General features: G+C 36.8%; 14 protein-coding genes. 4 read left to right on the forward strand and 10 right to left on the reverse strand.

Features of this window, described 5'->3' with window-relative positions:
* Window positions 1–30: 30 nt before the first annotated feature.
* The 5 genes from EJN90_RS12575 to trpX all read right to left on the reverse strand — a co-directional run bounded on the left by EJN90_RS12575 (window position 31) and on the right by trpX (window position 3,967).
* On the reverse strand, window positions 31–450 hold the full coding sequence (locus tag EJN90_RS12575; protein ID WP_126111787.1) for an OsmC family protein: 420 nt from the start codon (window positions 448–450) through the stop codon (window positions 31–33).
* Window positions 440–1,033 carry a xanthine phosphoribosyltransferase gene (locus tag EJN90_RS12580; protein WP_126111789.1) on the reverse strand — a complete coding sequence of 198 codons (594 nt, stop codon included), beginning with the start codon at window positions 1,031–1,033 and terminating at the stop codon, window positions 440–442. Before EJN90_RS12580 ends, EJN90_RS12575 begins: the two co-directional genes overlap by 11 nt.
* 192 nt (window positions 1,034–1,225) lie before the next feature.
* Window positions 1,226–2,020: an ABC transporter ATP-binding protein gene (locus tag EJN90_RS12585; RefSeq protein WP_126111791.1), complete on the reverse strand. Its 795-nt coding sequence runs from the start codon at window positions 2,018–2,020 to the stop codon at window positions 1,226–1,228.
* A gap of 1 nt (window position 2,021) precedes the next feature.
* Window positions 2,022–2,939 carry an ABC transporter permease gene (locus EJN90_RS12590; protein ID WP_126111793.1) on the reverse strand — a complete coding sequence of 306 codons (918 nt, stop codon included), beginning with the start codon at window positions 2,937–2,939 and terminating at the stop codon, window positions 2,022–2,024.
* Between the two features lie 14 nt (window positions 2,940–2,953).
* The gene (gene trpX, locus EJN90_RS12595) at window positions 2,954–3,967 is read right to left on the reverse strand and encodes a tryptophan ABC transporter substrate-binding protein (RefSeq protein ID WP_164544090.1); all 1,014 of its coding nucleotides are present in this window, start codon (window positions 3,965–3,967) and stop codon (window positions 2,954–2,956) included.
* Between the two features lie 894 nt (window positions 3,968–4,861).
* Between trpX and EJN90_RS12600 the strand changes: the two genes are divergently transcribed.
* Window positions 4,862–6,538: an NFACT RNA binding domain-containing protein gene (locus EJN90_RS12600; RefSeq protein ID WP_126111797.1), complete on the forward strand. Its 1,677-nt coding sequence runs from the start codon at window positions 4,862–4,864 to the stop codon at window positions 6,536–6,538.
* Window positions 6,539–6,780: 242 nt separating this feature from the next.
* Here the strand turns inward: EJN90_RS12600 and pyrE are convergent, their stop codons facing one another.
* The 5 genes from pyrE to lspA all read right to left on the reverse strand — a co-directional run bounded on the left by pyrE (window position 6,781) and on the right by lspA (window position 10,239).
* On the reverse strand, window positions 6,781–7,410 hold the full coding sequence (gene pyrE / locus EJN90_RS12605; RefSeq protein WP_126111799.1) for an orotate phosphoribosyltransferase: 630 nt from the start codon (window positions 7,408–7,410) through the stop codon (window positions 6,781–6,783).
* Between the two features lie 3 nt (window positions 7,411–7,413).
* The gene (pyrF, locus tag EJN90_RS12610) at window positions 7,414–8,124 is read right to left on the reverse strand and encodes an orotidine-5'-phosphate decarboxylase (protein WP_126111801.1); all 711 of its coding nucleotides are present in this window, start codon (window positions 8,122–8,124) and stop codon (window positions 7,414–7,416) included.
* Window positions 8,125–8,138: 14 nt separating this feature from the next.
* Window positions 8,139–8,687: a bifunctional pyr operon transcriptional regulator/uracil phosphoribosyltransferase PyrR gene (pyrR, locus tag EJN90_RS12615; RefSeq protein ID WP_126111803.1), complete on the reverse strand. Its 549-nt coding sequence runs from the start codon at window positions 8,685–8,687 to the stop codon at window positions 8,139–8,141.
* A gap of 165 nt (window positions 8,688–8,852) precedes the next feature.
* The gene (locus tag EJN90_RS12620; RefSeq protein WP_126111805.1) at window positions 8,853–9,764 is read right to left on the reverse strand and encodes an RluA family pseudouridine synthase; all 912 of its coding nucleotides are present in this window, start codon (window positions 9,762–9,764) and stop codon (window positions 8,853–8,855) included.
* A gap of 19 nt (window positions 9,765–9,783) precedes the next feature.
* Window positions 9,784–10,239, reverse strand: coding sequence for a signal peptidase II (gene lspA / locus EJN90_RS12625; RefSeq protein WP_126111807.1), 456 nt, complete (start codon window positions 10,237–10,239; stop codon window positions 9,784–9,786).
* 183 nt (window positions 10,240–10,422) lie between these two features.
* On the opposite strand from lspA, the gene EJN90_RS12630 reads away from it, so the two are divergent.
* The 3 genes from EJN90_RS12630 to EJN90_RS12640 are packed head-to-tail and all read left to right on the forward strand — an operon-like array spanning window position 10,423 to window position 13,134.
* Complete coding sequence (locus tag EJN90_RS12630; RefSeq protein WP_164544091.1) at window positions 10,423–11,049, forward strand: YkyA family protein; 627 nt, start codon at window positions 10,423–10,425, stop codon at window positions 11,047–11,049.
* Between the two features lie 15 nt (window positions 11,050–11,064).
* Complete coding sequence (locus EJN90_RS12635) at window positions 11,065–11,925, forward strand: polysaccharide deacetylase family protein (protein WP_126111811.1); 861 nt, start codon at window positions 11,065–11,067, stop codon at window positions 11,923–11,925.
* 3 nt (window positions 11,926–11,928) lie between these two features.
* Entirely contained in the window at window positions 11,929–13,134 is a 1,206-nt protein-coding gene (locus EJN90_RS12640; RefSeq protein ID WP_126111813.1) for a putative glycoside hydrolase, read from the forward strand.
* The last annotated feature ends 9 nt before the right edge of the window (window positions 13,135–13,143 follow it).

Here is a 13,143-nt window from a genome sequence, read left to right on the forward strand (position 1 = left end):
TTTTACGTACCAATACGAAAAAAAGCACCGTTACGAAATGTACGGTACTACTTTCATGCTTATGTGTGGGTATTCTCCGATAATTTTAGAAACAGGACATTTTCGATGTGCAATTTTCATAAATCTTTCGGAATCTTCTAAAGATGTATTTTCAATAGAAATAATTGCAGTTAATTCAAAGTAAAAACCAAACCCAGTCTCTTCACGTTTATAATCCACTGCAACCTCAACTTTACTTCGAGACTTTGAACCGCGCCCTTTCAAAATTGCTTGTAAGGTAGCATTTAAACAAGTTGCCCAAGATAAGCCTAGTAATTCTTCCGGATTGGTTCCTTCACCAGTTTGTGTTGGATCACTGACAGTTACATGTAAACCATTTTTGACATAGGCTTCTCCTGAAATACCATCTTCATTCACAATTTCAGTATGAAATAAGGAATCATTCGACATTCTTTGTATCCTCGCCAACAAAAACAACTTCATTATTTTCTAAACTAGCAATTCTTGCAAGAGACTCAATTGGAATACCGGTTTCTTCGATCCATCGGCGACCTTTTTGGAATGATTTCTCAATTACAATACCAATGCCCACTACATTTGCTCCTGCGCTTTTGCATAAGGATAACAATCCTGCAATTGCCTGGCCATTTGCTAAGAAGTCATCAATCAATAAAACTTTGTCGTCTGTCGATAAATAATCTTTAGAGATAGAAATTTCATTGGAGACTTGTTTTGTATAGGAATATACATTCGTTGTATACATATTATCTTGTAGAGTTAAACTTTTATTCTTTCGTCCAAAAACAACCGGCACTCCTAATTCTAAACCAGCGAAAACTGCGGGTGCGATTCCTGATGTTTCAACCGTTAGAATTTTAGTGACTCCTGTATTTTGAAATAATCGAGCAAATTCATTTCCTAATTCTTGCATAAGTTTTGGATCAATCTGATGATTTAAAAAGTTGTCTACTTTTAGTACTCCACCATCCAATACTTGGCCATTCTTACGGATTTCATTTTCCAATAACTCCATTTACTGATTCTCCTTCGAATATTATGGATATATCTTAACATTATTCAAAGAAATATGGAATGTATATTGTAATTTCTTAACGTCGTTTATGATTCAGAAGAATAAAGAGGTCGATTAAGAGAGATAACGTCTTAAATCCGAATAATAAAAAAGAAACATCTCTATAATATACTTGAGATGTTTCTTGGAAATTTAAATAAGAGTATCACTCATCGCAAGTGATTGGAGTTCTGAGAAAAGCGATTCAGTAGTCAACTGGTTCTTCTCTTCTTGAGAGTAATCTTTAACGATTTGTCCGTGATGGAGCACCAACATACGATTTCCGTAAGTTAAAGCGTCTTGGAGATTATGGGTAATCATAATACTTGTTAAATCCATTTCCTTCACCTTATGATCAGTTAATTCTAAAACTAATTTAGCTGTTTTGGGATCAAGAGCAGCAGTATGCTCGTCTAAAAGTAAAATGTCTGGACGTTTTAAAGTCGCCATCAATAGAGCGATAGATTGACGTTGACCACCCGATAGAAGGCCAATTTCAGCGTCCATACGCTTTTCAAGACCTAACCCAAGCGTTTGTAATTGCTGATGATAAAACTCTCTCTCGTCAGGTGAACTTCCCAATCGCAACCCTCTACGTTCTCCCCTTCGATAAGCAAGTGATAAATTTTCAAGAACGGTCATCCTTGGAGCAGTACCCATTTTAGGATCTTGGAATACACGACTAATATAGGGAGCGCGTCTTTCTTCTTTTAAAAAAGTAATTTCATATCCGTTAATGGATATGCTGCCGCTGTCTGGGAAAAAATATCCTGAGATAGCATTTAATAAGGTTGACTTACCTGCGCCGTTTCCACCGACTAATGTGATAAATTCGCCACGTTTTACAGTTAAATTGATGTCTTTCAGAGCTTCCACTTGATTAATTGAACCAGGATAGAAAGTTTTCGATACGTTTTTTAAATCCAAGATTGTATCTGATTGAGCCATATTATTTCACGCCCCTTTCTTTCATGGTTGTGCGTCCATTCTTTTTGCTGTAATTCCATAAATAATACTTTTCTTTGATTTTTGGCAGAGCTAAGAAGATCGCTAACATAGTTGCTGAAATCAATTTGAAGTCATTTGGATTTAAACCAGCCTCTAGAACAAGAACCATAATTAAACGATACAAGATTGAGCCGACAACAAGACAAATGAGACGGACGGTGAAAGTCACATTTGAAAAAAGCACTTCACCGATGATAATCGAAGCTAGTCCGATTACAATTGCTCCGATACCCATTTGAATATCCGCATAGCCATTACTTTGAGAGATAACTGCTCCTGCCAGAGCAATAATGCCGTTTGACATCATTAAACCAATTGTTTTCATGGTATTGGTTGAGATACCTAGTGAACGGGCCATTGCCTCATTATCGCCCGTTGCAATTAATGCTTGTCCAAACTCGGTTTTGAAAAATAAGGTATAAATTGCAACAATAACTGCTACGAATAGAAGTCCAATTAAGATAGTATCCATATGTCTGGGTAATTCTAAATTAGCCAATCTCGTGTAAATCGTATCCAATCCGAGAATATTTAGATTGGCTTTTCCCATTACGCGTAAATTGATGGAGTAAATACCAGTCATCGTTAAAATACCTGCTAACAGACTAGGTATATTCAACTTTGTGATTAAAAAACCAGTAATTCCTCCAGCAATTGCCCCCGCCAAAATTGCGATGGTAACTGCCAAAAATGGGTTTACTCCTAAAGTAATACATTGAACGCCTACAGCACCGCCTAAGGTAAACGTTCCTTCTGTTGACATATCCGCTATATTTAAGATACGAAAACTAATATAAAGCCCTAATGCCAATAAACTCCATATTAATCCTTGTGCAATAGCAGAAATTAACATGTTCATATTGTTCCCTCTTTCTACTCCATTATAATGGCCGTATCCTTAATGGAGTCTGGCACCTCAATATTTAATTGTAAAGCTTTTTCTAAATTCAAAATGGTTTCTGTTTCGTTAGGAGATTGGATTGCATATTGACTTGGATCTTCGCCTTCAAGAACCGCAACTGTTACTTCACCGGTTTGTATACCAATATTATATTGGTTTAACCCAACCGTAGCCAAACCACCTTCTTCTACCATTGTATCAACAGAAGGAAAGACTGGAATAGAATGAGCATCCGCAATAGAAATCAATGTTGCAGTACTTGTTGCGACTGTGTTATCTAGTGGAACCCAGATTGCATCCACTTCTTTTGCTAATGATTCAGCTGTTTGAGTAACGTCATTAGCAGAAGTAATGGTTTTGGTAATCACTTCAATCCCTAGACTATTTGCCACTTTTTCTGCTTCAATAGCAGAACTTAAGGAGTTATCTTCACTAGATGAATACAAGAAGCCAATTGTCTTAATATCAGGCAGTAGTTCCTTAATTAAATCAAACTGTGCTTCAACTGGGATTTTGTCACTGACTCCTGTGATATTTTTCCCTGGTGTTTCAAGGGAATCAACAAGATTAGCTGCAATTGGATCTGTCACAGCACCAAGGATAATAGGAATTTCCTGAGTGGCATTTGCCAACGTTTGGGCAGCAGGTGTTGCAATCCCTACTAAAATATCTGCTTCATTTGCTAGAAAACGCTCGGTCATGGATTGTAAATTGGATTGATCGCCTTGCCCATTTTGCAAATCAATGACTGCTGTTTCCCCATCAATGTATCCAGCTTTTTCTAACTGATCAATTACCCCTTCTGAAATAGCATCAAGTGCCGGATGAGAAGTCAACTGTAAAATTCCGATATAAGGAAGATCATCATTAGCTGAAGTACTAGCGGCAGATGACTCTTCACCTGTATCAACTGTTGAACAAGCTGCCAATCCGAAACTACAAAGAAGCGCAACCATCGTTTTGAATGTATTAGAATTTTTTATCATGAGAAATACCTCCATATAATTATTATTTGATTATAAAGAAAGAAAGCTGCCATCTGAATGACATCAGGGCAGCCTTATAAAACAAACCGCCACATAGACTATGGTGTTGGTCTACGTGGCGAATAATTAAATTCAGTATTCCACATAGATACATTCAGATAGCTCTGAGGTTGTATCTATGGACAGTTAACGTGTCGCAAAAGAAAACAACCTACTCCATGTGGCTGTGCCAGTAAAAGTTCATAAAGTTTGTTGCTTGCATAGTGTTAGACATATTAACTGCTCCTTTTCAAATTTGATAACTTCATACTATCGTTCGTTCCATTAAAAGTCAATAGTGAAATGAGAAAAAAATGAGAAGTTATACGGAATCTGCTCCGTATAACTTCTCAGCTGGTAAATGATTATTAGCTCAACATCTAAAAATCCCCCCAAATTTCTTTCGCAGCCCATATCATAAATTCCCCCCAAGCCTCAAAGTTAACGATTAAGAAATCCGAGAAAATTCCCCCAAAACAATTTTCCCGATAACTTTAAAGTATGAACAGGCAGTTTCTCAAGTTGAGATCAAGAAAACATAAACCCCCCAAACATTTACTGTTAAGAAATTAATAAATCCCCCCTAAGATTTTAACAGCTGCTAAAAAAATTTTTGATTTCACTTTTAATTTCTTAACGTAAAAGCAGATGTTTGCGTTTTCATTCACCAGCTAATACCAATTATAATACAGATTTGTAATTGGTCAATGGAAAAAAAATGAAAAACGCAGAAATTTTGTCATCAAATTCCCGATATTTGGCAAGTTGACAAAAGATATTTTTTCTGATTAGAAAAAACGAGAGGAAAATAGACTTTATGGTATAATAAATAAGTTAGAAATGGAGGTAATATTGATGTCCTACGATGGAATTTACACTCATATTATCGTAAATGAATTGTTAAACACGATAAATAATGGTCGAATTAGTAAAATATATCAACCATTCCCGCATGAACTACTGCTCACAATCCGAGCAAATCGAAAAAATCATAAGTTATTACTGTCAGCTCACCCTTCTTACGCAAGAATCCAGTTAACAGAAGAAGCACTTTCCAACCCTGATCAAGCACCGAACTTCTGTATGTTTTTAAGAAAGAACATCGAAGGAGCCGTTATTGAGGATATTCAACAACACCACAATGACCGGATTGTCATATTTAAAATTTTGAAATTTGATGATCTTGGTGATCGAAAACATGTATCCTTAATTGCCGAGATGATGGGCAGACACAGTAATATTTTCCTTGTGGATGGAGAAACAAATATCATCATGGATTCATTGAAGCACGTTCCTGCTTATCAAAATTCTTATCGTTCAACCTACCCAGGAGCAGAATATGTACTACCGCCCCATCAAGATAAACTGAATCCCTTTGATTCAATAAATGATTCTCAAGTGGTCGAATCAGCAAAAGATATTCAAGGTATCTTTCAAGGAATTGGTCGTGATACAGCGCTGGAAATATTATCATTGTTAGATGAACAGGATGGGGAACTCAATTCAACGATGCAAGTCTTTATCAAACGAGTACAAGATAGAAAGCCAACCCTTTTTACAACAGAGAAAGGAAAACAGACTTTCGCACCCTACTCTTACTCTACAATGGATGGCGAAGCGGAAGAATTCGACAGCCCGAGTTATTTGCTTGACCGATATTATCAAGATAAAGCAACAAAAGACCGCATCCAGCAGGTCGCTTCTGATTTATTGAGGATTATCCAAAATGAAATACAAAAGAATAAAAATAAAATCATTAAACTAGAGGATACGTTGAAGAAAAGTGAGAGCGCAGACGAATATCGAATAAAAGGAGAAGTGCTCACCGCTTATTTGCATATGGTTGACAAAGGCAGCAAGCAAGTTAGTTTGCCGAATTTCTATGAGGAAAATTCAGAGATGATGATTGATTTGGATCCCTCTCTCTCTGCTTCCCAAAATGCGCAAAAGTATTTTACAAGGTATCACAAACTGATGAATTCTGTTAAGTATGTAAAAGATCAACTTGCAAAAACAAAAGAAGAGAACGCCTATTTAGATTCTATCGAAACACAAATCATTTTATCTGATCCACAAGATTTAGATGATATTCGAGAGGAATTAAAAAGTTCAGGATATATAAAATCCAGGCGATCAAATAAAACGAAAAAAAGAAAACAAAGCAAACCGCATCAATTTGTTTCATCTGACGGTACAACGATACGTGTCGGTAAAAATAATACACAAAATGATGAATTAACGTTAAAAAAAGCACGAAACAACCATATTTGGCTTCATGCGAAGGATATTCCTGGCTCTCACGTGATTGTGGAAGACGCAAACCCTTCTGACGAAACATTGATTGAGGCGGCCACCATCGCTGCTTATTATTCAAAATATCAACAATCTGCCAATGTTCCAGTTGATTATGTAGAAGTAAAATATGTGAAGAAACCGAACGGCGCGAAACCTGGATTTGTTATTTATACAAACCAAACAACTCTTTTTGTCACTCCAAGGAAAGAATTTGTCGACTCATTACGAGTAAAATAAAAAGCTTGAGGAAAGCGTCTTTTGTCTTAGACGTTTCTCTTCAAGCTTTTTTTATAGACTAGGGGATTATAAGTTCAGCCATCAATGTCTAGCTCCCAAGTCCTGACCTAGTGAAAAAAAGATAAATTTGCCCCATTGCGCGCTTCGCTGCTCATTCAGGGTCAAATTTCCTATTTTTTCATAGGCCAAGGCGGACTTGTCCGCTTTTCTTACTTATTCGCATTTTCTGGAGGAATATCGATTTAAGATAGCCAGTTCTCGGGATCACTGCTCCATGTTTTCAATAAATCGAAATCTTCAGAAGTAATATATTTTGTATCTTGAGCAACTTCTAATAAGGTACTGTAATTTGATAAAGTATCAATTGCATAGCCACTCTTCTCGAAGTTTTCTTTTCCTTTTTGGAGTTCATAAGTAAAGATTGCCACACATCCGAGTACGACAGCACCTTCGTTTTCAGCAGCTTTAGCTGCTTCAATAACACTTCCTCCAGTTGATATTAGATCTTCTACTAAAACAATTTTTTGACCAGGTTGAATTCTTCCTTCAATCTGGTTTCCTTTTCCATGATCTTTTGCTTTTCCACGAATATAAATCATTGGCAAGTCCATAATTTGTGAGATAAAAGCCGCATGAGGGATACCAGCCGTAGCAGTTCCTGCAATTACTTCCGCCTCAGGATATTTCTCTTTAATCAAATCTGCCAGTCCATTTGCGATTTCAGTTCTTACTTTGGGAACACTGATTGTAATGCGATTATCGCAATAAATAGGGCTTTTCATTCCTGAAGCCCAAGTAAACGGATCTTGAGGGCTTAAACTTACTGCCTTAATATCAAGAAGTGATTTGGCAATATTTTCTGCTACTGTCATTTTTTATTCTCCATTCCATTGTCTTTTGATTGATTGGTAGACTTCTACCGGATTACTTGCTTGCGTGATGGGTCTTCCTACAACGATATAAGAGGAACCCATTTCATGTGCTTTTTGAGGGGTTGCTACCCTTTGCTGGTCGCCTATGCTTGCTCCAGCAGGTCGAATACCCGGCGTAACACAGAGAAAATCGCTAGAAGTGATTTCTTTAATTTTTGCTGCTTCCCATGCGGAACAAACAACACCATCCAAACCAGCTTCACAAGTATTCTTGGCATAATGCAAGACACTATCCATCAAGGAAGCTTGAATCAACTGTTCATTTCTCATTGCCTCTTCTGTAGTAGAAGTTAATTGCGTGACAGCTATTAACTTTGGCAGGTTTGATTTATTTGGTGTACCTTCCATAATTCCTTCTTTTGCAGCCTTCATCATCTGAGAGCCGCCTGAAGCATGAACGTTGATCATATCAATATCCAAAGCAGCCAAACCTTTCATTGCACGATAAACTGTATTAGGGATATCATGTAGTTTCAAGTCTAAAAAGATTTCATGCCCCAAGTTTTTCACCCATTTCACAATTTCGGGTCCATTTTGATAATATAATTCCATTCCCAGTTTCACATATAATTCTTCGTCTTTGAACAGAGTTAGAAATGTCTTTGTTTCTTCAGCAGTAGAAAAATCTAGTGCAATCATCGGTTTGGTGTTCATTGCGTTTCCTCCTGTTATTCTTCGCCATTCTTAATTAAAGTAACTTTTTCATCCCCGTCATATTCCTGTAATTTAACAGAGATTTGCTCGGTAATAGCAGTTGGAATGTTTTTTCCAATATAATCCGCTTTAATCGGTAACTCGCGGTGCCCTCGGTCAATTAAGATGGCTACAGTGATTCGGTCTGCTCTTCCTAGATCCATAACGGCATCCATCCCGGCCCGGATTGTCCGAGCAGTAAACAATACATCATCTACTAAAACAACATGCTTGCCTTCAATTGAAAAAGGTATAGTTGTATCATTCAAAACCGGATCCTGTCCTTTTGCAAAATGTTGGTCATCCCGGTATAGAGTAATATCCAATTCGCCAACTGGAATGTCTACTCCCTCAAATTCTTTCATACGTGCGGCAATTCTCTTTGCCAGGTAAATCCCTCTTGTTCGAATTCCTACTAATATTAAATCTTCCGTTCCGCCATTGCGTTCTAGAATTTCATGAGTGATTCGAGTAATAGCACGCTTTATTGTAGCAGCATCCATAATACTGACTTCTTTTTTCATCCTGTTCTCTCCTTTAATAAAAAAATACCCCTATGCAAAGAAGCATAAGGGTTCCATTACGTCTAAATTCGTATTCAATAGACTTCCTTTCAGCCTCTCTGGACTTCTTTAAAGGTTGTTATGTAGTTAAATTCAGAATAAGCATAAGCAAAACAAGAGCATCTGTCAATTGTTGTTACGTAACTTTTCTAATTTTTTTGTAAAATAATCAGGTAATGGTTGGGTGAATCGGACCCATTCCTCTGTTTCTGGATGTTTAAAGCCGAGCACACCAGCATGCAAAAATTGACCATGTATATCGACACTGTCGGTTGGTCCATACATCGGATCTCCTACAACTGGATGGTTAATGTATTTCATATGGACACGGATTTGATGGGTTCGACCTGTTTCAAGGTTTAGCGTAAGTAAAGAATATCCTTCAAATAGTTCTATACGCTTAAAATGAGTAACTGCATGTCTTCCTTCTTTGGCAACAATCCGCTTCATCCGATTATTGGTCATTCGAGCGATGGGAGCGTCTATAGTGCCTTCTTCATGTTCTACTTCACCATGAACCAATGCAATGTATTCTCGTTCGATGGAATGGTCTAGAAACTGCTGGGTCAATTTTTCATATGCTTCGTTATTTTTGGCAATCACGAGCAAACCAGATGTATCTTTATCGATACGATGAACAATGCCAGGCCTTAATTCGTCAGAACCATCCGATAAGTTATCCATATGATAGAGTAATGCATTCACTAACGTTCCGGAAAGATGTCCCTTAGATGGATGGACAACCATACCAGCTTCTTTGTAAATAACAGCAATGGCATCATCTTCATAAACTACTGTTAGCGGGATGTTCTCCGGTTTAACCTCTATCACTTCTTCTTTTGGAACGATTATGGCGATTTCATCTCCAGCTTGAACTTTATAATTGGCTTTTTTCGGTTTATTGTTTACCAAAATAAATTTTTTTTTTAACATACTTTGAATCTGGGTTCGGGTAAATTCTGGATACTTTTCCGTTAATACTTTGTCAATCCGGCCTTCTTCATTGTTAACTTTTAAAAAATGCTCTGCTTTTGTCATAATCATTTCCTTTATCTTTCTATTTTTCTTCTTTCTCTTCAAAAAATAATACTTGAATAATCATCAAAATGACACCAACGGTTAAACAGACATCTGCGACATTGAAGATTGGAAAGTTGATAAAATCTAATCGAAACATGTCAACTACATAGCCATTTAAGAGACGATCGATAAAATTACCTATCGCTCCAGCGAGAATCAATGAAAAACTGCATCCGACAAGTTTACTTTTAATCTCGTATTTATGGAATGTATAAATCAGATAACCCACTACAAGAATCGTAATAATATAAAAGAAAACCATTCTTCCTTCAAAAATTCCCCATGCTGCTCCTTTATTTTGGATATAAAATAAAGAAAAAACACCTGGTATAAGAACTTTTTCGCCGTATAATTCGAAGTTTTGAACAATAAACCATTTTGAAAGCTGATCGATCACAATAAGAATTATTGCAAAAACATAATAAAAGACCATTTAATTTCCTCACTTACTTTTTTATTCAGACTACTCCTCCTATTGTAAACGAAAATGTGATAAAGCTAAAGCTAAATTATTTAAAAGAATCTAATGAGAATAGGGATCTTGGTTGAATTTTTGGAGGGGGTTTCGTTATAATGTGTAGGTATGATTTAATTTAACTATAAAGGAGATGCTATCTTGAAAAAGATTAGTTGGTTATTATTGGCAAGCACCCTCTTCTTAACCGCATGTTCAAGCGAAGCAGAAAGCGTTCAAAGCGAAGTTCAATCTGCCTATGCTACTAAGGAAGAATTGGTTGTCTCATTAAATGAGATTCAAACAAAAGAAGCTCAGATCCAAGCAGATTTTGATGAAGCAATTGCTGCAGATGAAGAATTAGTAAACTTCAAAGACGGTTCAGCTTCAGTATTCGCGAATATTGAAAGCCGCGAGGAGGCATTGGAGAGTGTCCAGTCTGCTGTAACTAGTTTACAAGAAGAAGCAGAAAAGCTACAAGGATTTGAAGAGGAAACATTACCGATCGAGGCAATTCATGCATTTGCAGCGACAATAAATGAAATCAATTCCATTGTAACTGATTATGCTGCTTCCTATGAAGAACAACTCGAACAAGAGAAACAAATTTTTGAATCTTTTGGTTCTGAAGAGGCAGATTTTGATACTCTTTACGATGGAGTAGAAACCCTGAATGGAACAAGTGATGCAAATTTAAGTCAGATTCAACCTCTGATAGATTTATTAGCTGCTTTTGATACACAAGAAACGGAGCTAGTTTCGGAATTAACGGCATTGCAAGAACAATAAGGAGGATTAATCACTATGAAAAAATCACTATTATTGCTTTTATCTTTAACTGCTTTAGCAGGATGTAGCAGTGGAGAAGCTGATGAAAATGACGCTTCCCAAGCAGAATCTTCAAATGAAACAACTGAAAATGTGGATACTTCGAGTGAAGGAGAAGCTTCCAGCGAAAATTCTTCAGAAGAAACTTCTGGCGAAAGTGAACTTCCTGATGAACCAGTTGCATATGAGTATGAAATAAATCCTGGTATTTTTACGGTTGAACCGATCAATGAAGCTTCTCCAGAAGTCGCATTGTTAACATTTGACGATGCTCCTCAACCACCTGATAGCCATGCTATTGAAATTGCTAATACAGTTAAAGATAAAGGTGCAAATGCCATTTTCTTTTTAATTGGCCAATTTTTAGAAGATGAGGAAGCAAAACAAATTGTAAAAGAAATATACGATATGGGCTTTGAAATTGGTAATCATTCCTATTCTCACCCTGATTTTTACACCCTTACTTACGAAGAACAACAAGAGGAAATTACCAAAACAAATCAGTTAATTGAAGATATTACCGGTGAAAAACCTCGCTTCCTTCGTCTTCCTTATGGCCAATTTGATGAAAATACTTTAGCGATTATTGAAGAAGAAGGTATGACAATGATGAATTGGACTTATGGCTACGATTGGGAAGAAGCATATATGAATGGTCCTGCTCTCGCTGATATAATGGTGAATACTGAATTCTTGGGTAGCGGAGCGAACTTATTGATGCACGACCGTCCATGGACTTCTGAAGCCATTGGTGATATTATCGATGGCCTGCGAGAAAAAGGCTATGAAATGGTAGATCCAAAACTAATTGCATCACCTGAACGGGAGGAAGAATAAGAAATGAAGAAATTATTAAAATTAACGACAGCTTTCGCTCTGCTTACTTTTACCCTTCCTTCCATGAATGAGGTTAAAGCAAGTGAAACAGAAGAACAAGCGCCTACTTCTTTATCTTTACGTGAGAATTCATTTTTAACAGCACCTGAAATGAATAATTTACCGCAAAAGTTTTATTATGACAGTGGTATTTCTATTTCTTATCCAGAAGACGGAGTAAAAGGAATTTACCTGACTGCCAATTCTGCAGGTAATCCTGATAAAATGGATGAAATGATCACTTATTTAGATAGCAATGATTTGAACGCGATGGTAATCGATATTAAAGATGATCATGGTTACGTGACAGCTGAATTTGATACAGAAGACGATCATATGATAAGCAATACAATTAATACGATTGAGGATATTAAAGGACTACTTAAGAAATTCGAAGAAAAACAAATTTATCCAATTGCTCGTATTGTTGCATTTAAAGATACGCTGCTAGCAGAAAAACAACCGGAAATGTCTTTCCGTCATGGTGACGGGACTGTATGGACTGCAGGAAATGGTGAAGCCTTCATCAATCCTTTCCTGAAAGAAACATGGGATTATGCAGTAAATGTTGGAATCGAAGCCGCAAAAGTCGGTTTTAAAGAAATTCAATTTGATTATGTCCGTTTCCCAGAAGGTTTTGAAGTTTGGGGAGATGAATTGAGCTATGATATGGGGGAATACGCAAATCTAGATATGGATGACACACAAAAACGTGTTCAAGCAGTCTCTGATTTTGTTGCTTATGCTCATGAGAAGCTATTGCCTTATGGTGTTGACGTTTCTGTAGACATCTTTGGATATGCAGCAACCGTTCCAGAAGCACCTGGTATCGGTCAAAATTTTGGTAATATTGCTTCAAATGTTGATGTTATTTCTTCTATGATCTATCCAAGTCATTGGGGAGTATCTTACTTTGGAATTGATACACCAGATTTGTATCCATATGAGGTTGTTGATGAATACATGAAGGTTGAATTACCACTATTAGAGTCATTAGAAAGCACTCCAATTACTCGTCCATGGCTTCAAGACTTTACGGCCTCTTATTTAGGAGCTGGTTACTATAAGGAATATGGTAATGCAGAAGTAATGGCTCAAGTACAAGCCTTAAAGGATCATGACGTACATGAATTCCTATTATGGAATGCCGGAAATGAGTATACTTATTAAAACAAAAAA

Source organism: Jeotgalibaca ciconiae (genome assembly GCF_003955755.1).
Taxonomy (GTDB): domain Bacteria; phylum Bacillota; class Bacilli; order Lactobacillales; family Aerococcaceae; genus Jeotgalibaca; species Jeotgalibaca ciconiae.

Excerpts from the sequence above, each read along its gene's own strand:
- EJN90_RS12575 (WP_126111787.1), bottom strand. The coding sequence starts at position 450 with ATGTCGAATGATTCCTTATTTCATACTGAAATTGTGAATGAAGATGGT.
- EJN90_RS12635 (WP_126111811.1), top strand. The coding sequence starts at position 11,065 with ATGAAAAAATCACTATTATTGCTTTTATCTTTAACTGCTTTAGCAGGA.
- EJN90_RS12590 (WP_126111793.1), bottom strand. The coding sequence starts at position 2,939 with ATGAACATGTTAATTTCTGCTATTGCACAAGGATTAATATGGAGTTTA.
- EJN90_RS12600 (WP_126111797.1), top strand. The coding sequence starts at position 4,862 with ATGTCCTACGATGGAATTTACACTCATATTATCGTAAATGAATTGTTA.
- pyrF (WP_126111801.1), bottom strand. The coding sequence starts at position 8,124 with ATGAACACCAAACCGATGATTGCACTAGATTTTTCTACTGCTGAAGAA.
- EJN90_RS12620 (WP_126111805.1), bottom strand. The coding sequence starts at position 9,764 with ATGACAAAAGCAGAGCATTTTTTAAAAGTTAACAATGAAGAAGGCCGG.
- EJN90_RS12585 (WP_126111791.1), bottom strand. The coding sequence starts at position 2,020 with ATGGCTCAATCAGATACAATCTTGGATTTAAAAAACGTATCGAAAACT.
- pyrR (WP_126111803.1), bottom strand. The coding sequence starts at position 8,687 with ATGAAAAAAGAAGTCAGTATTATGGATGCTGCTACAATAAAGCGTGCT.
- EJN90_RS12640 (WP_126111813.1), top strand. The coding sequence starts at position 11,929 with ATGAAGAAATTATTAAAATTAACGACAGCTTTCGCTCTGCTTACTTTT.
- lspA (WP_126111807.1), bottom strand. The coding sequence starts at position 10,239 with ATGGTCTTTTATTATGTTTTTGCAATAATTCTTATTGTGATCGATCAG.
- pyrE (WP_126111799.1), bottom strand. The coding sequence starts at position 7,410 with ATGACAGTAGCAGAAAATATTGCCAAATCACTTCTTGATATTAAGGCA.
- trpX (WP_164544090.1), bottom strand. The coding sequence starts at position 3,967 with ATGATAAAAAATTCTAATACATTCAAAACGATGGTTGCGCTTCTTTGT.
- EJN90_RS12580 (WP_126111789.1), bottom strand. The coding sequence starts at position 1,033 with ATGGAGTTATTGGAAAATGAAATCCGTAAGAATGGCCAAGTATTGGAT.